This is a genomic window from Collibacillus ludicampi (assembly GCF_023705585.1).
GTDB lineage: Bacteria > Bacillota > Bacilli > Tumebacillales > BOQE01 > Collibacillus > Collibacillus ludicampi.
In genome coordinates, this window is sequence record NZ_BOQE01000001.1 from 3,561,098 (window position 1) to 3,582,666 (window position 21,569).

The window sequence follows — 21,569 nt, forward strand, 5'->3', positions numbered from 1 at the left end:
CTCATCCACTCCCTTAAGAATGAGTTTCTTTAAAAGGGTAGGAGAGAAGTGTCAAAGTATCCCGGTACATCCGCATCTTGTTCGGAGTCCCCATCACAACCGAGATTCGGTGGGTATGATCGGGGGTTTCCATCACTTCCACCAAACAGTATCCGGCAGAGAACGTAAAACCTGTTTTCCCTCCTAAGATCACTCCTTCGGGTGTCTTATAACCTAAAAGCCGATTGGTGTTATATAAAGTCCGATTCTTATAAAGGAAACTTTTTGTCGCAATCGCTTCCCGAATCTCGGGATAGTGAAATGCATAGCGCATGATACACGCCATATTATGAGCGGATATTTTATGATCGATATCATGCAATCCGTTCGGGGTTACAAAATATACCTGACGTAACCCAAGTTCCATACAACGTTTATTCATAAGTGCTGAAAAAGCGGCTTCAGAACCGGCGATATGTTCGGCGATCGCGGTTGCAACATCGTTTGAACTGCGGATCAACAATGCTTGTAATGCTTGCTTGGCCGTGATTGTTTCCCCTTTGCGCAGCCCCAATTTTGATTTCGGTTGTCGAGCAGCGTTCTGACTGACCGTTATTAAATCATCAGGACGCGTATGTTCAATCAGTAAAATAGCTGTCAATAGCTTGGTCATACTTGCGGGATAAAGGGGATCGAACGCTTCTTTTGCGTAGAGGATCTTACCGCTTTCCATTTCCATCACGATCGCCGATTTTGCCGTGATAACAGGCGTCTTTTTCTCTATTGGAACAGAAGAAGATGCGTCAACCCAAATGTCCGAAAACTGTATGAGCACAAAGAGGACGAGAAAAAGTACAATGATTCGCTTCGTGATAGCCAATGAAACCACCTCCCTCCAAACTATAGTCTACCTATAGAGGATCTTTTCGATTCGCAATTGTTTGGAGAAGCCCATTTTAAAAAATGTTTGAAACAGATGTTTACTTTTTGTATCTGTTATAATACAATGATTTCAACAAGATCATTCGAGGAGGAATGAATGATGAAATCGATCGCTGAGTACTACGGATGGGTAAGTGAACCGTGCGGAACGTTTATCGTATCTGAATGTGTAGAATGCGGGGCGGAAATTAATGATCATCGCGGTGCTGTCATCTATGAATGTGAACGGTGTATGAACTCGCATGAAGAGTAGAAGGAAGATCAATTGAACTCGTTCTGAATTTTTATTATTTATTATAATAATATTTTTATTATTGCAACAAATTATAACACGACACAGTCACGCGGTTGTGATAGATTCTCGTAAACAATTAATTAAATTTAAAAATTTTTCTTTTAATATATTTTTTCGATATTGAATGTTAATTCGATTTGTTATATGATGGGGTCAAAAGGAACACTCCTGTGATTTGAGAATCAATGAAAGGGAGAAGCTTTATCGTTTCAATGAGGGGTATGGGGTTCTTTCATATAGAGAATCGCATGGAGAGAGGGTCATTACGCCGTCCTCTCACTAGAAAAAATCGGTCGGATTTTTTACGGCGGAGGGAGACCTCCGCCCGATTTGTTTTAGGCACCCTTTAAGCTAAAACCTCTTTAAAAAATCGCAAGGTTTTCGCCCATGCATCACGTGCAGCGTCGACATGGTAAGAAGTTCGGGTATCATTAAAGAACGCATGATGTGCACCTTCATAGATTTCATATGTGAAAGATTTACCCGCTTCCTTCATCGCTTCAGCAAACCCGGGTACTTGAGAAGTGATACGTTCGTCCAACCCGCCAAAAAATCCAAGTACCGGACATTGAATCCCCTGAAGTTGTTCCTTCTGTGGCAGATTTCCATAATAAACGACAGCTCCAGCAAGGCGCGGTTCCACACCTGCCAGCATCGCAGATAAAGCACCGCCCATACAATAACCGGTCGAAGCCACTTTCTGCCCCCGACTGTACTCATAATTCTGTAAAAACTGAAACGTCGCTTTCAAGATTTCCAGATATTGATCCATGCGCGCCAATCCGCCGAAGAGTGTTTCAAACGTGGATTGAATGTCTTCACGCTTCCTTTCTGGCAGTTTCTTTAACTCTGCGTAACGTGCATTCGGATCGTGCCATACGGTTGGAGGTAAGGTGTTAAGAAAATCCTTCACCTGCTCAATGCGATCTTCTTTTAACTCCGCAGGACGCTGACCATCCTCGGCGTAGAGGTCGGGAGCCACCGCCAAATAACCTGCCTTGGCGAAACGATCCGTTAATTCGAGAATGTGCGCATCTGTTCCCCAGATTTCCTGGATCACAATCACAACCGGTAGAGGCGTTTTGGCGTTCTCCAAACGGGAGGTGTATAACTGATACTTTTTGTCTCCGTCCCTAAATTGCACCCATTCAGCACGTAATGACATGTGAAAGCCTCCTCACACGATAGATTTCCATTTAATTCTACAACTAATCTTTCAAGCGAAACAATATGATTTTCGGGATTGATGAAGAAGAACTTCGTTGTGTAAATTAAGTAGAGGTTGCTCAAGGGAAAAGGAAGTGAAAGAATGCGATTACCTTCAGCTTTTCTGACAAAAAGGGAACAGCAATTGGGCGAGGATTTTCCGCTTTTTTTACAAAGCTACGAACAACCCCGGGCGTCAGGGCTTCGCGCCAATCGATTAAAAATTACTCCTGAAGCCTTACATACACTTGTACCATTCTTACGTGAACCGGTTCCATGGTGCAAGGATGGTTTTTATTTCAACGAAGGAGATACGAGACCGGCTAAACATCCATATTATTACGCCGGGCTGTATTACATACAGGAGCCGAGCGCCATGCTGCCCGCAGATTTGTTGCAAGCAGAGCGAAGACAACATGTCTTGGATTTATGTGCGGCGCCCGGTGGAAAATCGGTTCAGTTGGCCGCCCAACTGGGGAGGGAAGGACTGTTAGTGGTGAATGACCCGCACCCGCAACGGGCCAAAGTATTATTGAAAAACATGGAGCGCTACGGTGTCGTCAACGCAGTTGTGTTGAATGAAACACCTGAACGCTTGCTTCAGGCTTTTTCGGGTTATTTTGATAAAATTTTAGTCGATGCTCCCTGCTCGGGGGAAGGGATGTTTCGCAAAGAGCCAGAAATGGCTAAAGAGTGGAGTGAAGAATCCGTCGCAAAATATGCCTCTTGGCAGGCAGAGATTTTATCGACCGTTCCGAAACTTTTGCGTGCAGACGGAGAAGTCGTATACTCGACTTGCACCTTCTCCGAAGAAGAGAATGAACGGCAAGTGGAGGGGTTCTTGTCGGCGAATCCCGATTTCGAATTGCTAGACATGCGGCGGTTGTGGCCTCATGAGGTACGGGGTGAGGGACACTTCGCGGCCAAAATGAAACGTATCTCCGGGACTCATTCATTTGCAAGCGAGAAACGTCGAAGACAACCCGCGAGACATTCATTGTCGCTTTCGAATTCGGCCCATGAAGCGATCGCCCAATTTTCGGAGCAGGTTTGGCAGGATGCAAAACGGTGGCAGGAATGGCTACCCTCTGGCGGTTACATCGTGGAACGTGCAGGGCATATCCTCTGGGAATGGGAAGATCTGCCCGTTTTGCGAGGATTGAAAGTCTTGCGATCCGGCTGGTTGCTCGGGATGGTGGAAAAGGGGCGGTTTCGTCCCAGTCCCGCTTTTGCGCTGGGTCTTCCTTTGGAAGCGGTTCAAGCAGCCAAGCAGCGATTTGAACTCTCCACAAAAACTGAGGAAGAAAGGTATCTGGCGATTCGTTACCTTCGCGGGGAAACCATCCAGCAGGAAGGGAAAGTGTGGCCCAAAGGCTGGCATCTGGTTTCATTGGAAGGCTACCCGCTTGGGTGGGCCAAAGGGGCGGGCCATTGGTTAAAAAATGAGTTTCCCCCCGGTTGGCGTTGGGAAGATCGGGATGAGAGATGAGGTGAGCACGTGGCTGAAAAAGAACGGCAACGTTTGGACAAAGTATTAGCGCATATGGGTTACGGCACGAGGAAAGAAATCAAAAAACTCGTCAAAGAACGACGGATAAAAGTGAACGGGCAAATAGCGAAAGACCCCGGATTGCATGTATGGCCCAGTCATGACCGAATCGAAGTGGATGAAGAAATCGTCACATACCGCGAATATATCTATCTGATGTTGAATAAACCGCAAGGCGTACTGTCCGCCACCGAAGATTTTCATGCGAAAACGGTCGTGGAACTTCTCGATCCGGCGTATACCGCATTTCAACCGTTTCCCGTCGGACGCCTCGACAAAGATACGGAAGGACTGCTTTTGCTCACCAATGACGGGAAATTGGCTCATCAACTGTTGTCCCCCAGGAAACATGTCCCCAAGACCTACTACGCTGTGATCCGAGGGACGGTGACTGAAGCGGACACTGCAGCGTTTCGAGAAGGGGTTGTGCTTGATGACGGATACCGGACGATGCCTGGCGAATTAAAGATTCTTCGTTCCGGCCCGGAATCTGAGATTGAATTAACCATCTATGAAGGTAAATTTCATCAGGTGAAGCGTATGTTTGAAGCAGTAGGGAAAAAAGTGATCTACTTAAAACGGCTGTCCATGGGCCCCTTGACATTGGACGAAACGTTGGAACCCGGAGAATATCGCGAGTTGACGGATGAAGAAGTGGCTTCGCTGCGGGAACAAACGGGAACCTAAGATCTTGAAATTATTGATGAAAGAGTGTCCGAAATTCAGGACACTCTTTCCTGTGCAAACTTTCATTGACGGTAGATGAGACACGAAACCATCACGAACCAGGAGGGATTCGTGTGGAATTTTTTTAAAAGGATTGGTTGAAAGAACACAGGAGAAGTATTATCATAATAGTCAGAAAACCAATCGGTCGGTTGAAATGGGGCGAAAAGAAAAACCACTCAGAAGGAGTGAGAAATATGACTTCCGTGTATCTTTTCGGTGGATCAAGAACGCCATTTGGCAACTTCGGAGGGGCTTTAAAAGATGTTTCAGCGATGGAATTGGGGGTCATTGCAAGTAAGGGCGCAATGGAAAGAAGCAACATCCTCCCGCAAGATATCGACGCGGTTTTTGTAGGTAATGTGATCCATACATCCAAAAACGCTTCGTATCTTGCCAGACATATCGCTTTACATGCGAACGTACCTGTTCAAAGTCCTGCGTTATCTGTCAATCGTCTATGCGGTTCGGGTTTGCAAGCCATCGTTTCCGCCGCCCAATCGATAATCTTGGGGGAGGCGCAAGTCGCATTGGCTGTTGGAGCGGAGAATATGAGCCAATCGCCTCATGTACTCAGAAATACCCGTTTCGGAACAGGGCTTCGGGCACCCGAAATCGATGATATGCTTTGGTGTACGCTAACCGATGAGTATGCGGGGTGCGGAATGGGAATCACAGCCGAAAATCTTTCCGAAAAGTATGAAATTACCCGTCAAGCCCAAGATGAATTCGCTCTTCAATCGCAAAAAAAAGCAGCGAAAGCACAACGTGAAAGAAGATTTGAACAGGAGATACACCCCGTCACCATCACTGATAAAAAAGGAAACCCACAAGTGATTTCCGAAGATGAATTTATAAAAGGGGATACAACACTCGAAAGTTTAAGCCGGCTAAAACCCGCCTTCAAACCGAATGGGACGGTTACAGCGGGGAATGCCAGCGGAATTAATGATGGCGCCGCCGCTGTCGTACTCGCTGATGAATCCTATGTCAAGCGAAATCCCCAAGTGACTCCTTTGGCACGCATCGTCTCATGGGGAATAGCAGGAGTGGAACCCAGTTTGATGGGAATCGGTCCTGTACCCGCAAGCCAATTGGCCCTAAAAAGAGCGAACCTCAACCTGGAGGATATCGACTTGTTTGAAATCAATGAAGCGTTTGCAGCCCAATACCTTGCGGTCGAAAAAATCCTCGGCTTAAACCGGGAGAAAGTGAATGTCAATGGAGGCGCCATCGCTTTGGGGCACCCGGTCGGGGCCAGCGGTGCAAGAATCGCTTATTCTTTGGCATTGGAGTTGAAAAATCGAGGCAAGAAGTATGGACTGGCAGCCTTATGCATCGGCGGAGGTCAAGGTATTTCTATGATCCTCGAAGCAGTATAAAAACGTGAAAATCGGGAACTTACCGACACCGTTCGTAAGTTCCCGATTTTTTTCTTGCTATAACCAATAGCAGAAAACGAAGTCTATCGACCATCTTCTCTCACCTGATCCATGCATTCTTTTGACAAAATGTAAGAAGATTGCTCCAAAAAAAATGACAATAAGTCTAAGAATCTTTTTAAAATTGCATAGATAAAATAAACCGAACGAAGATTGAGGACAAAGGAGGTCGTGGGATTCAAAGACTACCTGTTTTACTTTCATTTTTCAGAAGGTTACAAATTATATTTCCCCAACTTGCACGAATTCCTCACATCGATAGACATCACTTAATCACTTCAAGACCACAACTTTTTCAAATTTGGATCCTGTCACTTTTTCATAAGGGGGTACCGAAATGGCAAGGGAACAAGCGTTCATCCCCGAGAAGGATCTCTACGCCAATTTTCAAGAAGTAGTTCCACCGTTGAAACCGAAAGAAGCGATCGACGAGGCGAACCGCTGCTTGTTTTGTTATGATGCTCCCTGTATCAAGGCTTGTCCAACGGGGATAGACATTCCATCCTTTATCAAAAAAATCGCCACTGGCAATCTGTATGGTTCCGCAAAGACGATCATGGAGTCAAATCCTGTAGGCGCCAGTTGTGCGCGGGTGTGTCCGACTTCCGAACTATGTGAAGGGGCCTGTGTGCTCAACGATGCATCAAGACCGATCCGAATCGGTCAGCTGCAACGACATGCCACAGATTGGGCGATCCGGAACCAAGCGGTTCTTTTTCAGTCGGGTGAACCAAACGGACGCAAGGTGGCGATTGTCGGAGCCGGACCCGCCGGTTTGTCTGCTGCGCGCGAATTGGCGCGGCTCGGTTATGAGGTCACTGTATATGAAGCCAAAGAAAAAGCGGGCGGTCTCAATACGTATGGCATCGTTTCATTCCGGCTTCCGCAAGAGATCCCGCTGTGGGAAGCCGAGCAGGTCGAATCGCTTGGCGTTTGTTTCCGCTATGGCGTGAAGGTGGGAGTCGATATTCCTGCACAAGAGTTGGTCGATCGATATGACTCCGTTTTGCTTGCCGTCGGTATGGGTCCTGTTCCCCGCCTGGGGATCGAAGGGGAAGATTTGGAAGGCGTATGGGAAGCGATTTCATTCATTGAGGATACCAAAACGAAAACTCTGACCACCGACCTAACCGGAAAAAAAGTGGCTGTGATCGGAGCCGGCAATACAGCGATCGACGCGGCGACCTGCTCTGTGCGGCTGGGGGCGGAGAAGGTTCAAATTTTCTATCGCCGTACGCAAAAAGAGATGACTGCTTATGATTTCGAGTACGAATTTGCCAAACAAGACGGCGTAGAATTCCGTTGGAAGGTTGCGCCGAAGCGGATTCTAGGCACGGGTGGCAAGGTGACCGGGCTTGAGTTGATCCGGATGGAACTTGGGGAACCGGATGAGAAAGGACGGAGACGCCCGATTCCGATACCGGACAGCGAGTTTATCGTTGAAGTGGATTATGTCATTAAAGCGATCGGGCAAGAACGTCAGTTGTCGCTAATCGATGCGTTTGGTCTGGTTCATCGAAACGGAGTTCCCGTTGTAGAAGAAGGAACCTACCGAACATCGCGCGCGAATGTATTTGCTGCGGGCGATTGTATTTTTGAAGTCGGAAAAACCGATGCGATGGTCGTAGAGGCGGCGGAACAAGGCAAAAGAGCGGCCTATGCCATCCATAACGCATTGGAAGAGAAACATCGTAGCCATTAACTGAAGACACGAGCACGGTTCACCCATGCGATCGAGTGATGAAAGGAGGGCAAAACAGGTGGCGGATCTCCGGATAGAACTGGCAGGTATCAAGTCACCGAATCCGTTTTGGTTAGCATCAGCTCCCCCGACCAATTCGGGGTACCAGGTGATGCGCGCGTTTGAAGCCGGTTGGGGAGGAGCGGTTTGGAAGACATTGACCGACGAACCGATCATTAATGTCACATCCCGCTTTGCGGCTCTGCATTATGGAAGCCAGCGAGTCGTGGGATTCAACAATATTGAACTGATCACCGATCGGCCATTAGACGTGAATTTGAAAGAAATGGCGGAGGTGAAAAAACGATTTCCCAGGCACGCGTTGATCGCCTCACTGATGGTAGAGCCAAAACGGGAGAAGTGGCATGAAATCGTGAAAGCGGTGGAATCGGTTGGTGTCGACGGACTGGAACTCAACTTCGGCTGCCCGCATGGAATGGCGGAACGAGGAATGGGGTCGGCGGTCGGCCAACATCCCGACCTCGTGCGGCAACAAACAGAGTGGGTGAAAGAGGTCGCCGAGACCCCAGTGATCGTGAAGCTAACCCCCAACATTACCGACATCCGTTTCACGGCAAGAGCGGCAAGAGAAGGCGGTGCGGATGCGATCAGCCTGATCAATACGATCAATAGTTTGATGGGCGTCGATCTGGATACATGGTTGCCGATTCCGCATGTGGACGGGAGAGGAGCGCACGGAGGATATTGCGGTCCGGCCGTAAAACCGATCGCGCTCAACATGGTGGCCGAATGCGCCCGGGATCCTTTGGTCGGAATCCCCATCTCCGGAATCGGCGGCATATCCACATGGCGCGATGCGGTTGAATTCTTACTGATGGGTGCATCGGGTGTGCAGGTGTGCACGGCCGCGATGCACCACGGATTCCGCATCGTCGAGGACATGATCGACGGATTGAATAACTACCTCGACCAAAAAGGAATCACTTCCGTCATGGACATCGTCGGTAAATCCGTGAACACATATTCTGATTGGGGAAATCTCAACCTCAACTACAAGATCGTCGCACGCATCAACGAGGAAAAGTGTATCAACTGCAACAAATGCCACATCGCCTGCGAGGACGCTTCCCATCAATGTATCGATATCATACGTGACGCTCAGACCGACAAGTTGCGTGTCGTGGTGCGGGAAGAAGACTGTGTTGGTTGCAATCTATGCCAAATCGTTTGCCCTGTGGATGGAACGATCCAGATGGTGGAAGTCCCGATAGGCAAACCTCCGCTGACTTGGAATCAGCGGCAAGCAGCGTTATCGGCGAATGGATCTTGCAGCAATGAGGGCTGAAGAACAGCAGAACGATCGATGACGAGGGGGATCGGACATGCGAAAACTGATACGCGGGGGAACGGTAGTTACCGCAAGCGATACGTATCAAGCGGATTTATTGATAGAGGGGGAAAAAATAGTTGCCATCGGCAAAGATATCGATGCCAACGGAGCGGAAATCATCGATGTCGGCGGCTGCTATGTATTTCCTGGCGGGATTGATCCGCACACACACCTCGATATGCCATTTGGCGGAACGGTAACGGCAGATGATTTTGAAACGGGAACGCGTGCGGCTGCGTTTGGCGGCACCACTTCGATCATTGACTTCTGTCTCTCGAATAAAGGGCAATCGTTGCGCGAAGCCATCGCCATATGGCACGAGAAGGCAAGGGGAAAGGCGGCCATCGATTACGGGTTCCATCTCATGATCGCAGAAGCGAACGATCAGGTACTTGAAGAATTAGAATACGTGGTGGCCGAAGAAGGCATCGTTTCGCTCAAAGTATTTATGGCTTATAAAAACGTCTTGCAAGCGGATGACGAAACACTTTTTAAGACTCTCATCCGCGCCAAAGAATTGGGGGCGCTTGTGCAGGTTCATGCGGAAAACGGCGACGTGATCGATTATTTGACAAAAAGAGCGTTGGCCAAAGGCCAGACAGAACCGATTTACCATGCGCTCACCCGTCCTCCGGAAGCGGAAGGAGAAGCTACCGGCCGGGCAGCGGCCCTTACCGCTCTTGCCGATTCACAACTGTATGTGGTCCACGTCTCCTGTGCGCAAGCGGTACAACAGATTGCCGAAGCAAGAGAGAAAGGGTGGCAAGTGTACGGCGAGACGTGCCCGCAATATCTCACCTTGGACGTCAGCTATCTGGATAAACCGGACTTTGAAGGAGCGAAATACGTATGGTCACCTCCTCTACGCGAAAAATGGCACCAAGAGGTGTTATGGAACGCCTTGCGAAGCGGTATCCTGCAAACGGTTGGTTCCGACCAGTGCTCCTTTAATTTCAAGGGACAAAAAGAATTGGGAAAAGGCGATTTCACCAAAATTCCAAACGGTGGGCCCATAATCGAAGACCGGTTCAGTGTGATCTACTCGGAGGGCGTTCACAAAGGGCGGATCAGCCTCAACCAGTTCGTCGATGTGATCGCCACGAAAGCAGCCAAATTGTTCGGTATGTTCCCGCGCAAAGGGACGATCGCTATCGGTTCGGACGCCGATCTTGTGATCTTTGATCCAGAAGCTACGCGAATGTTGTCGGCTGCCTCCCATCACATGAACGTCGACTACAATCCGTTTGAAGGAATGAAGGTGCATGGAGAGGTGATTTCCGTTTTCTTGCGAGGCGAGTATGTGATTCGCGACAAACAATTTGTGGGACGTCCAGGAGCCGGGCAATTTATCAAGCGCATGAGATTTTCCCGGCCCTGACGGAAAAGAGCCGTACAAATGAATCTAGAGGAGGAATTGCGATGCCGAATCAAGTGAAAGTCGGCCTGATCCAGGCCTCCCATGACGTGCATGGCGATGAGCCTGTTTCCGTACACAAAGAGAAAGCAATTGAAAAGCACCTGCGTCTCGTTCGTGAAGCGGCTGATCGGGGAGCGCAGATCATCTGTCTTCAGGAAATATTCTATGGTCCCTATTTCTGTGCCGAGCAGAACACCAAATGGTATGAATCGGCGGAAGAAGTTCCTGATGGACCTACCATACGGCTTTTTCAGGAGACGGCGAAGCAATTGGGTACCGTGATCATCGTACCGGTATATGAAAAAGCGGGAATCGGCATTTACTACAACACGGCGGCGGTGATTGATGCCGACGGCTCTTATCTCGGAAAATATAGGAAACAACATATTCCACATGTTGGAGTTGGAAACGAAGGGCGCGGTTTTTGGGAGAAATATTACTTTAAACCGGGAAATCTTGGGTATCCGGTATTTGACACAGCGTTTGCAAAAGTCGGGGTGTACATCTGTTATGACCGTCATTTTCCGGAAGGAGCCCGGCTTTTAGGGCTCAACGGGGCAGAGATCGTGTTCAATCCGTCTGCCACAGTGGCTGGACTCAGCGAATATTTGTGGAAATTGGAGCAGCCGGCACACGCAGTGGCAAACGGATATTATGTGGCGGCGATCAATCGGGTGGGAGTCGAGGCACCCTGGAATATGGGGGAATTTTACGGCCAATCGTACCTGGTAGATCCACGCGGACGTTTCGTGTCGATGGGAAGCCGAGACCGCGATGAGGTCGTGATCGGCGTGATGGATAAAAACCTGATCCACGAAGTGCGTGATTTGTGGCAATTTTATAGGGATCGTCGGCCTGAAACATACGAAGATATGGTACGCCTTCTTCCGTAGTCAACGATCCGTGAAAGAAAGAGCAGGGGAGTGGGAGAGCGGGGAACAGGGGAAAGGTTATAGGCCCACTCCCCTCTCCAAAAGCTTACTCGTCAAAAAAGGTGGGGATTCTGATGAAAACCCAAATCGAGGAGCAAGAAATCGTCACTTTAACTGATCAAGGAATCCGGGAAGTCGAAGGGTCGCCGTTATGGAACGATGATTTGCGCCCGACCACCAAACAGGAACACAATTGGTCAGGCTACAATTTCTCCGCCCTTTGGATTGGGATGTGTATATGTATACCAACGTATACGCTTGCATCGGGCATGATCGGTCTTGGTATGAACTGGTGGCAGGCGATCGGAACGATTTTTCTCGGAAATCTGATCATCATGATTCCGATTCTGTTGAACGCCCACGCCGGAACGAAGTTTGGCATTCCATACCCGGTTTTTGCGAGACTTTGGTTCGGTTCGAAAGGCGCCCATATACCGGCATTGGCCCGCGCGATCGTCGCGGCCGGGTGGTTCGGCATCAACGCATGGTTTGGAGGCGGGGCATTGGATGCGTTAATCACCGCGTTCTACCGGGGATGGGATCATGTGCCGATGCATACAGGAATCGTTTTCCTGCTTTTCTGGGGACTCAATATGTATATTGCTTATCGCGGACCGCAGGCGATTCGCAAACTCGGCGCATTCTCCGCACCGATTCTGGCCGTGCTAGCCGTCGCCCTCTTGATTTGGGCATTCACCACGGCCGGCGGATGGGGACCGATGTTGTCATCCCCTTCAAAATTCCAGACGACCGGTGAATTCATGAAAGTATTCTGGCCCTCATTAACCGGCGTGATTTCCTTCTGGGCGACACTGGCTCTCAATATTCCGGACTTCTGCAGGTATGCGGCTTCTCAAAAATCGCAGGCGCGGGCCCAACTGCTGTCGATGCCGACCACCATGGCTCTTTTTTCGTTCATCGGTGTGGCCGTTACTTCCGCCACCGTGGTGATTTTCGGTAAAGCAATTTGGGATCCGGTACAGCTCTTGACAAAATTTCCTCCCGTTGTGGTCTTGATCGGCGCGATCGGAATCGTTCTAGCTTCTGTAACAATCAATGTCGGAGCCAATCTGGTCGCACCCGCAAGGGCTATTGAAAACTTGTGGCCGCGACGCATAACCTTCGGGATTGGAGCGATCATTACGGGGATGATCGCGATTGCGATGCAACCGTGGTATATATTGGAGAATTTCGGCAACTATATTTTCGGCTGGCTGGGCACATACGGCGCGCTGCTGGGTCCGATCGACGGTATCGCCATTGCAGACTATTGGTTGGTACGCAGACGCCGGATGCATTTGGTCGAATTATATAAACCGAATGGGCGATACTCCTATAGCAGTGGTTTTAACAAAAGCGGCGTTTTCGCACTGGTGATCGGTATGGTAGCTTCCTTGCTCGGACTGGTCGTTCCGGGATTGTCGTTCCTCTGGGATAACGCGTGGACGGTGGGGCTGTTCGTCGCCATCCTCGCGTACTGGTGGATGATGAAAAACGATTCCAGTGGATTAACGGAAATGGAGTACACCGCGATTACGGAAATCAGACATCCTCTTGAGCTCGAAGAAGCCGAGGTTCCGGTGTGATAATACGACCGCATGTGAAAGGCGGGGGCTGTTGCCAGACCCCGCCTACCCGATTTTTGACGCTTTGCCCGATGTCGTTCTACAAAACGGTTCAAGAGACCAGCACGCATCCTTTCACATCAGGTCAGAAGGTTCGAAGATGTTCAAAGAAAAGAAAATATGTGTTAAAATTATGAAATGATTAATTGATTTGAAAAAATTTATAAAACCTGTGGTATGCGGACCTATGCTTTACAATCATTTCGGTGAAGAGCGTCTTGCGGGAATATGCTTCGCTCTTATGCTCTGTGAAGGTCGTCTCGCAAAGATTATGATCAGTTGGTGCGAGACGACCTTCAAAGTCGCTTACTCTCACAAAGCACTATGCCAGGAAAAGTGCGTTTTCATTCAGAGTGGCATAGAACGAGTGAACATCCGTTAGCGGCTTTGGTTCGTCGCTATTTACCGAGAGAGCGGTTTGATCCTTTCATTTCCGCACTCATGCCATTGGATGCCGTTCATTACATCAAGAATGCCGCTCCGGCATCCTTGTTCTTTCAATTTGTTGACGATGACGAATTTGTATCAAAAAATCAAGCGGATACATTTTATGCGGCTGCAAGTTCGCCAAAGAAAATTGCTTGGTACCGTACTGATCATCTTTTTACCAAATGCGATGCCGCTTATCAAGATCGAATGCAATGGATCATTCAACATTTGAGACTTGATCAATCGTGTTAACAGAATGAACCTTTTCAGACAAGAAAGATCCTGAGTGGATGTAACAGCATAATCAATGGAGGCGTTTCACTCATGCTAAAAGGAGTGCGTATCGTTGACTTTACACGTTATCTTCCCGGTCCTTATGCCACTTTACGTCTAGCCGATATGGGAGCAGAAGTCATCAAAGTGGAACCTCCAATGACAGGTGAACCGGCCCGTCTCTTTGGTGACCGATTCAATGGAACGGGCTTGCTCTATCTTGCAAACAATCGTAACAAGAAAAGTGTTACGATAAACTTGAAAGAAAAGGAAGGCCAGGAGATCTCTTTTCAACTAGCCAGTCGGGCGGATGTGGTGATCGAAGGATTTCGACCGGGAGTTGCCGATGCGCTGGGAATCGGGTATGAGCGTTTAAAACAAGTAAGTCCGAATCTGATCTACTGTTCTTTGACTGGCTACGGTCAGACTGGACCTATGCGCGATCAGGCCGGACACGATTTGAATTATATGGCGCTTAGCGGGGTACTCTCCCAACTGAGAGACCGGGAAGGGAATCCTATTCAACCCGGTATCCAGTTTGCCGACTTGATCGGAGGAATTGCTGCTTCCGAGGCGATTTTGGCCGCCCTTGTGAAAAAGGGATTAACAGGCGAAGGGGCATATCTTGACATTTCATTGACCGACACCCTGATTGGGATGATGACCAATCATGCGATGCTGCAAAAGGTGAACGGCAAAGAACACGGTTTCAGTGAACTGGGCGGAAACTTGATCTGCTATTTTATCTATGAAACAAAAGACGGCAAATTTATAAGTTTGGCAGCACTGGAGAAAAAATTTTGGGAAAACTTCTGCCGTGCCGTCCACAGGGAGGATTGGATTCCCGAACATCTCAGTGCCGCTTCGAAAAGCAATCGAACCTTTGCGGAAGTCAAGGCACTCTTCAAAAGCCGAACGTTTGAAGAGTGGTCCGAATTTTCGCGATCGGTCGATTGTTGCATGACACCCGTTCTCGAAACAAGCGAATTGGTCCATGATTCATATGTCATTGAAAAAGGACTTATAGCAGAAGTACATAGTGATATGTGGGGCTCATTACCTCAGGTAGCCACTTCCGCAGGGGGCTTTTCTGTACAAGATCTACGGTCAACCGACATGACACCGCCTCCCATTCTTGGTAAAGATAACAGGGAAGTTTTGCAATCAGTGCTGGATGTCTCCCTGGAACAGATCGAAGAATGGGAACGCCGAGGGATCATATGAATTGTGAAAAGAGACTCCAAAGAGAGTCTCTATTTCGTATGAGAACAAAGACAATTGTTCGACGAACAAAAAGATTCGTCCAATAATAAGATAGATACATTTCCGCTGCAAGTAACAAAAATGTCAAAGTTCTCAAAGGCAATTCTAAAAAAAGAAAGTTAGAGTAAAAAGAAGTAGCTTTATAGCGCCTTGAACTGTATGGTTTGCACTTAATAACTGTTCTCGCCATGATTCATCGAATATCCGGCATGATACGAATGTTTTATGAAATCGGAGGTAAGTGGAAATGTCCGAAATTGTTACGAATGATCTGGTTCTTTCTTTGAAGAAGAAAAACCGGAAAAAGATCATGATGATCTCTTTAGCTGGGTTATTGATTTGTGGAACAGGCATATTTACTTATGAAAAAGTCATTTCGAGTAAAGCTGCATCTCCTGCCATGCAACTCGCAACTGTTAAACGTGGAGATGTGATGGAAACGGTTTCCGCATCCGGAACCGTTCAAGCACCCAAACAAGTTTCGTTAAATTTTTCGGGCTCAGGAAGCGAAATCTCATCGCTCAATGTAAAAGTAGGGGATCATGTAAAGGCTGGACAAGTGTTAGCTACGTTGGATGACGCTACAGCCAAATCTCAAGTCATGAACGCTCAAGCAAATCTTTCCTCAGCGCAAGCCCATTTGGCCGAAGTAGAGCAAGGTTCGACTCCTGAAGACATCGCGATTCAACAAGCGAATGTAAATAAAGCGAAAGCAGCATTGGATTCAGCAAAAAACACTTACGATATTCAAAAGGCGTCCGATCAGGTACAAAAAGCGAAAATCACTCTTGATGCTGCGCAAAGTAACTACAATAGCCAAAAATCGCTCTATGATGCGGGAGCAGTTTCCAAAAATCAACTGGATCAAGCGAAACAAACCTTAGATCAAGCACAAGCCGATTATAATTCTGCAGTGGTGCAGTATAACCAGGCGCAAGCGGATTACAACAATAATGTGAAACAGGCCCAGGCTGCATACGATGCGGCTGTGGCTCAGTTGAATCAAGTGAAAGCCCCTCCAAAACCTAGCGCCGTCGAGGAAGCCCAGGCAGCCGTCGCTCAAGCACAAGCTCAGTTGGAACAACAAAAAATCGCTCTATCGAAATTGACATTAAAAGCACCAATGGATGGAACCGTTGTTCAAGTCAACGGCAATGTCGGTGAAATACCTTCAAATAATCCGGTCATCGTACTCGATAATTCTGATTCTCAAAATCTTCAAGTGTTAGCACAAGTCAGTCAGAGCGATATCGGGAAAATTCAAGCGGGTATGGATGCAACGTATACTGTCAATGCCTATGACGGTAAACAGTTTAAAGGAAAAGTGATCATGATTTACCCGGAAGCGACCACAGAATCAGGTGTCACGACGTATAAAGTTCTTCTCTCGGTTGATAACAAAGAAGGTTTATTAAAACCTGGAATGACTTTGAACGTTACGATTGTCGTCGGAACTCACAAAAATGTTCTTTATATTCCCGCCGCAGCTTTGAGAGATCAAAACGGAAAAGACGGAGTGTATGTTCCAGCCAATGCTTCATCAATGAATTCGATGAAAAATGAATCCCCTGAAAACAAGCAAGGAAATGAAGCGAATGGAAACGGAAGAAAGACACAAAGTTCTGCTCCGTATTATTTCAAACCCGTAACCGTAGGTTTCTACAGCTCGGATCGCGTAGAAATCACGTCGGGTTTGCAGGAAGGGGAGCAAGTCGTTTTAGCGATGAATAATAGCAATAATAATACGAATTCGTCTTCAACAAATAGAAGATCGATGAATGGATTTGGAGGAATTCCAGGAATGGGCGCGGGAGGAGGTTCCTTTGGCGGAAGAGGGGTCGTTAATATGAAACCGGTTATTCAAATTGAGAACATTAAGAAGATGTATCGTATTGGAGATCAAGAAATCCAAGCGCTTCGCGGAGTCAGTTTGTCTATTGAAGAAGGGGATTTTGTTGCGATCATGGGACCATCTGGTTCAGGCAAGTCGACCATGATGAATGTCATCGGGTGCTTAGATAAACCGACTTCAGGAGAATTTTATCTGGATGGATATCCGATATCCCAAGCCTCTGACGATGATCTCGCCTTGATCCGTAATCGAAAAATCGGTTTTGTCTTTCAAAATTTTAATCTCCTTCCGCGAACCAGTGCCGTACAGAACGTGGAACTTCCATTATTGTACGCGGGCATACCGGCGAGAGAACGGCGCCAACTGGCGGTTCGTGCATTGGAAAGTGTAGGATTGGAAGACCGATTGAACAATAAACCGAATGAACTTTCAGGCGGACAGCAGCAACGGGTCTCGATCGCCCGTGCCCTCGTGAACAATCCCGTGATCCTTTTGGCCGATGAACCGACGGGTGCATTAGATACAAAAACCAGCGTAGAAATCATGAGTATTTTTCAACGATTAAATGACGAAGGGAAAACGGTGATTTTAGTAACGCACGAGCCGGATATCGCAGAGTACGCTAAACGCATCGTTCGTTTCCGAGATGGCCAAATCATTTCGGAAGAACGGGTTTCGCAAAGAAGAATAGCGAAACTGGAGGATGTAAGGGTATGAGCTTTTTGGAGTGTGTACGTGTCTCGCTGCGAAGTATAAGAACGAATAAATTACGTTCCTTCTTAACGATGCTCGGCATCATTATTGGTGTCTCGGCCGTGATTGCGATGGTCGCAATCGGAGAGGGCGCCTCTGCCAACGTTGCTTCACAAATAAACGGATTGGGCAGCAATTTATTGATTGTGTCACCAGGTCAAGCAAAACAAGGCGGAATTAATCTTGGGGCAGGGTCGTTAAATACATTGACTCTCGAAGATGCGGAAGCGATCTCTAAGCAGGACTCCATTGCAGGCGTGGCTCCCGATCTTAGCAAACAAGCCCAAGTAGTCTATCGAAACCAAAACTACTCTACCACGATCGTAGGAACATCGGAAGCATTCCCTGATGTCCGCAACACCAAGATAACGTTTGGCCGATTTTTTAATCGATTTGAGGTACAAGGTCAAGCAAACGTTGCGGTGATCGGCACACAAGTAGTCAGCAATTTATTCGGTGGCGACAACGCAAATCCCATCGGCAAAACCATTCAAATCAACCAAGTGCCTTTTACGGTGATCGGAATTTTGCCAAGTCAAGGGAGTTCAGGAATGACCAATAATGACGACCGCATTATCATCCCCATTACCACCGCCATGAATCGACTGTTTGACCAAACGAAAGTAAGAACGATTTATGTCTCGGCGAAATCCGCTGATGTCATGGACCAAGCGCAGTTTGACATCGAGCAGACCCTGCGGGGACAACACCATCTGTCTCCGAGAGACCCAGATGATTTCCAAATTAGCTCCCAATCGCAGATCCTCAGTACAGCGCAGGGAGTTACGAGCGTGATGACGACACTCTTGTCGGGAATTGCTGCCATTTCACTTGTTGTGGGTGGAATCGGTATCATGAATATCATGCTCGTTTCCGTGACAGAAAGAACCCGTGAAATCGGTATTCGCAAAGCGATCGGGGCTACACGCGGTGACATTCTTAAGCAGTTCCTGATCGAGTCGATTACCCTCAGCTTATTGGGAGGCGCTATAGGGATTCTGCTTGGTGTTGGGGTGGCGCTGTTACTCAACAAGTTCACAAGTTTTACAACAACGATTAGCTTGACGCCGATTCTTTACGCTTTTCTCTCTTCCATGTTTGTCGGAGTCGTTTTCGGCGTATATCCAGCGCGAAAAGCCGCGCAATTAAAACCGATTGACGCATTGCGTTATGAGTGAGTATAAAAATGCCTGAAACCGGTCACCAAAGTTGCAGGCAGAATCTGTCCACATTTGAATCGCCCTACGCGATCAAATTTCACAAATCGCTAACGAAAACGACCGTCGGCAAGATCTTGCACCGAGTACTTACAGAAGAGGCTAAATGACAGAGGCCCAGCGTAAAACGGACAAATGCCGGCATTGAGTTCAAACTTCGCTACTCATGATTTACGGAGCCGCGACTGTATGTCGTGGCTCTGCATTGCCAGGTATTCTTCATTCATCTCTTTGATTTGCCATCCTGAACCCTTGCATGTCGGAATCGGCCTAAGAGGAATGATGGATATTCTGCCTCTTATACACCTCTTCAAAACGCGACTCCATTTTGCATGGAACATATCATATGCTTCGTGCTTGATATCTCCCCTTTCAACGTACTTCTCTCTATACCATTTTGGGGTTCTTCCAAAAATAAAAAGGAACCAATTAGGCGATCCACTTGAAGGAAAAATGTTAATAAATGTCGAAGTTTGTAAGTAAATAAGGATAAATAATCCAATTTAATGTTAGTCCCCAACTTCTGAAATCTTGTTCATAGCGAAAGGAGAGGACATCTGATCAATTGTTGAAGGAAGCGGAAGCTTTTGAACAAGATGGATCATATGAGAATGCAATTGACGCATACGAAAATCTACTAAAAAAAGGGACATGCATGTTAATCCGCCTCTGTAAAGAAACGGATACATAGATGCCGAATGAAGACGTTCTAGGAGATGAAAGAAGAGATGAGCGTCCAGGATGGTGTGCGGCTAGCGAAACAACTACTTTATGAAGAAGCCTTGAAGATTTTGGAGCCGCTGTATCAGCATGATAGTCAACAGTTTAACAAATGGGATTTGTATTATTATAGCAAATGCTTGCGCAAGACTGGCAGACTTTCAGAATCAGCCAAAATAAATAAATTCTTATATAGACGGTTTCCGCAATTCGAGCCGAATACGAATCAATACGCTTGGAATCTATTTGACTTGTACGTGAAGCCTTCTCAAGAAATTAAGATTGATGAAGAGCTCATGATGAAGGTCGCTTCCTTTATTACGGAAAATACCAGGCAGGATATGTACTCCCCCTATGAACGTACGGTATTCACTGTACTGAAATATATCAAAAGCAAAGCAAACCCCTCTTATCACCAAATGATGTATTGGTTGGACAAGGCGGCATCGGAGAGTTGGAACAAATCGTGAAAGAAAATGGTCATTGGACGGCCTATCATGAGCTTTTCAAACTTTATCGTACTTTAGGGAATAAGGAGAAAGCACTTGAGAACGGCGCTTGTGCCCTTCTGTCTAGAAGCGGGGAGTATAAGCACAAGATCAAATTAATTCTGGATATCGGCGCATTGATGGAGGAGAACGGTCAGCTGTTCGAAGCGTTACTACACTATTCTCTTGTTCGGGATATCCGTGCCGAGAATGGCTGGCCGGAGAAAGAACGGTTAAACAACAAGATCCGACAGTTGGAGCAGGTGGTTGGGGGATCGATGCTGGATACAAGAGAACGCTTGAGAAGTTTTGGTCGGATTATAAGTTAGGCGCTTTGCCGAGGGGTTCAGGCGTGATCGTAAAGCTGATTGGTAAAGGTAAATCCGGGTTTATTTTATCCGACGAGAAGGAAAGCATCTTTTTTCGCGCTCATGATTTCAAGGGACCACGGAGCCGACTGAAGGTACAGCAGCGTGTAAGCTTTTACATTACAGAATCTTTCGATCACAAGAAACAGCAAATGTCCAAACAAGCGATCGAGATATCGATGATATAAAAGGAAGAAAGTTGGAAACATGGTTGGTACTACATTAGCCGATTTTTTTCTGAAAACGTCCCTTACCGACAGCCAAACATCAGTAGTTAAGAAGTTGGAGCAGTTTTTATCAAACAGCAATCATGTATTTATTTTAAAAGGTTACGCGGGCACAGGTAAAACCTTCATGCTCGGCGGATTGAGACAATATTTGGATTCGATCGACCGCCCCTATTGTTTTGTTGCGCCCACCGGACGAGCTGCAAAGGTTTTGCGCAAGAAAACCAAATGTGCAGCTTTCACGATTCATAGCCTGATCTATCAGTTGGACACGAAGGAATCGAGGATGGATATCGATAGCGACGGCAATTACAAATTGTATTTCAAGAAAAGAGTGAATGAATATCCCCTCAACACGGTATTCATTGTGGATGAGTCGTCCATGGTGTCCGATACCTATAGTGAATCCGAATCGATGAAATTCGGATCCGGAAAGCTGTTATCTGATTTTATCGGATTTGTCGATTGTAAAGGCACCAACCGAAAAGTGTTGTTTCTCGGTGACCACGTCCAACTTCCCCCTGTCAACAGCAAACTGTCCCCGGCGCTTTCGCAGGAGTATTTGACGCAATCCTTTGGACTTCGCTGTGAGGAACACGAACTGACCGATGTATACCGCCAAGCCCAAAACAGCGGGATTCTTCAGACGTCCATGCACATCCGGAACGCGATTCACGAGCAATGCAGGTTAAATTTGGATATGCGATTACCGGTCATAAAAGTCAAGGAGGGGAATGGAAGGATGTAATCGTCGATTTTCGATATTCGAAATCA

Annotated in this window: 19 protein-coding genes and 1 pseudogene; 18 read left to right on the plus strand and 2 right to left on the minus strand. The window is 47.4% G+C overall.

Annotated features, from left to right (window positions below):
* Positions 1–13 precede the first annotated feature (13 nt).
* On the minus strand, positions 14–859 hold the full coding sequence (locus DNHGIG_RS18095) for a D-alanyl-D-alanine carboxypeptidase family protein (RefSeq protein ID WP_282200915.1): 846 nt from the start codon (positions 857–859) through the stop codon (positions 14–16).
* Between the two features lie 162 nt (positions 860–1,021).
* Between DNHGIG_RS18095 and DNHGIG_RS18100 the strand changes: the two genes are divergently transcribed.
* Positions 1,022–1,174, plus strand: a complete 153-nt coding sequence (locus DNHGIG_RS18100; RefSeq protein WP_282200916.1) for a hypothetical protein — start codon at positions 1,022–1,024, stop codon at positions 1,172–1,174.
* A 388-nt stretch (positions 1,175–1,562) separates the two neighbouring features.
* Here DNHGIG_RS18100 and DNHGIG_RS18105 read toward each other — a convergent pair whose 3' ends face one another.
* Entirely contained in the window at positions 1,563–2,381 is an 819-nt protein-coding gene (locus DNHGIG_RS18105; RefSeq protein ID WP_282200917.1) for a dienelactone hydrolase family protein, read from the minus strand.
* 144 nt (positions 2,382–2,525) lie between these two features.
* On the opposite strand from DNHGIG_RS18105, the gene DNHGIG_RS18110 reads away from it, so the two are divergent.
* The 17 genes and pseudogenes from DNHGIG_RS18110 to DNHGIG_RS18190 all read left to right on the plus strand — a co-directional run bounded on the left by DNHGIG_RS18110 (position 2,526) and on the right by DNHGIG_RS18190 (position 21,543).
* A complete protein-coding gene (locus tag DNHGIG_RS18110; protein ID WP_282200918.1) occupies positions 2,526–3,911 on the plus strand; it encodes an RsmB/NOP family class I SAM-dependent RNA methyltransferase in 1,386 nt (461 codons plus the stop codon).
* Positions 3,912–3,920: 9 nt separating this feature from the next.
* Positions 3,921–4,658 (plus strand): pseudouridine synthase, encoded by a 738-nt coding sequence (locus tag DNHGIG_RS18115; protein ID WP_282200919.1) that lies wholly within the window; start codon positions 3,921–3,923, stop codon positions 4,656–4,658.
* 236 nt (positions 4,659–4,894) lie between these two features.
* Positions 4,895–6,079 carry an acetyl-CoA C-acetyltransferase gene (locus DNHGIG_RS18120; RefSeq protein WP_282200920.1) on the plus strand — a complete coding sequence of 395 codons (1,185 nt, stop codon included), beginning with the start codon at positions 4,895–4,897 and terminating at the stop codon, positions 6,077–6,079.
* 397 nt (positions 6,080–6,476) lie between these two features.
* A complete protein-coding gene (locus tag DNHGIG_RS18125) occupies positions 6,477–7,841 on the plus strand; it encodes an NAD(P)-dependent oxidoreductase (RefSeq protein WP_282200921.1) in 1,365 nt (454 codons plus the stop codon).
* A gap of 58 nt (positions 7,842–7,899) precedes the next feature.
* Complete coding sequence (gene preA / locus DNHGIG_RS18130) at positions 7,900–9,186, plus strand: NAD-dependent dihydropyrimidine dehydrogenase subunit PreA (RefSeq protein ID WP_282200922.1); 1,287 nt, start codon at positions 7,900–7,902, stop codon at positions 9,184–9,186.
* A 37-nt stretch (positions 9,187–9,223) separates the two neighbouring features.
* Entirely contained in the window at positions 9,224–10,609 is a 1,386-nt protein-coding gene (gene hydA / locus DNHGIG_RS18135) for a dihydropyrimidinase (RefSeq protein WP_282200923.1), read from the plus strand.
* Positions 10,610–10,650: 41 nt separating this feature from the next.
* Positions 10,651–11,541, plus strand: coding sequence for a nitrilase-related carbon-nitrogen hydrolase (locus tag DNHGIG_RS18140; protein WP_282200924.1), 891 nt, complete (start codon positions 10,651–10,653; stop codon positions 11,539–11,541).
* A gap of 113 nt (positions 11,542–11,654) precedes the next feature.
* The gene (locus tag DNHGIG_RS18145; protein WP_282200925.1) at positions 11,655–13,166 is read left to right on the plus strand and encodes an NCS1 family nucleobase:cation symporter-1; all 1,512 of its coding nucleotides are present in this window, start codon (positions 11,655–11,657) and stop codon (positions 13,164–13,166) included.
* Positions 13,167–13,541: 375 nt separating this feature from the next.
* Positions 13,542–13,886 carry an alpha/beta hydrolase family protein gene (locus DNHGIG_RS18150; RefSeq protein WP_282200926.1) on the plus strand — a complete coding sequence of 115 codons (345 nt, stop codon included), beginning with the start codon at positions 13,542–13,544 and terminating at the stop codon, positions 13,884–13,886.
* Positions 13,887–13,958: 72 nt separating this feature from the next.
* A complete protein-coding gene (locus DNHGIG_RS18155) occupies positions 13,959–15,131 on the plus strand; it encodes a CaiB/BaiF CoA transferase family protein (RefSeq protein WP_282200927.1) in 1,173 nt (390 codons plus the stop codon).
* A gap of 472 nt (positions 15,132–15,603) precedes the next feature.
* Positions 15,604–16,695: pseudogene (locus tag DNHGIG_RS18160) on the plus strand (efflux RND transporter periplasmic adaptor subunit); the annotation flags it as partial.
* A 321-nt stretch (positions 16,696–17,016) separates the two neighbouring features.
* Positions 17,017–17,739, plus strand: a complete 723-nt coding sequence (locus tag DNHGIG_RS18165; protein WP_282201470.1) for an ABC transporter ATP-binding protein — start codon at positions 17,017–17,019, stop codon at positions 17,737–17,739.
* A complete protein-coding gene (locus DNHGIG_RS18170; RefSeq protein ID WP_282200928.1) occupies positions 17,736–18,953 on the plus strand; it encodes an ABC transporter permease in 1,218 nt (405 codons plus the stop codon). The genes DNHGIG_RS18165 and DNHGIG_RS18170 overlap by 4 nt, the downstream gene beginning before the upstream one ends.
* Positions 18,954–19,720: 767 nt before the next feature.
* The gene (locus DNHGIG_RS18175) at positions 19,721–20,182 is read left to right on the plus strand and encodes a hypothetical protein (protein ID WP_282200929.1); all 462 of its coding nucleotides are present in this window, start codon (positions 19,721–19,723) and stop codon (positions 20,180–20,182) included.
* The gene (locus DNHGIG_RS18180) at positions 20,167–20,529 is read left to right on the plus strand and encodes a hypothetical protein (protein ID WP_282200930.1); all 363 of its coding nucleotides are present in this window, start codon (positions 20,167–20,169) and stop codon (positions 20,527–20,529) included. The genes DNHGIG_RS18175 and DNHGIG_RS18180 overlap by 16 nt, the downstream gene beginning before the upstream one ends.
* A 23-nt stretch (positions 20,530–20,552) precedes the next feature.
* Positions 20,553–20,756, plus strand: coding sequence for a hypothetical protein (locus tag DNHGIG_RS18185; protein ID WP_282200931.1), 204 nt, complete (start codon positions 20,553–20,555; stop codon positions 20,754–20,756).
* Between the two features lie 19 nt (positions 20,757–20,775).
* Positions 20,776–21,543, plus strand: a complete 768-nt coding sequence (locus DNHGIG_RS18190; protein ID WP_282200932.1) for an ATP-dependent DNA helicase — start codon at positions 20,776–20,778, stop codon at positions 21,541–21,543.
* Positions 21,544–21,569 lie beyond the last annotated feature (26 nt).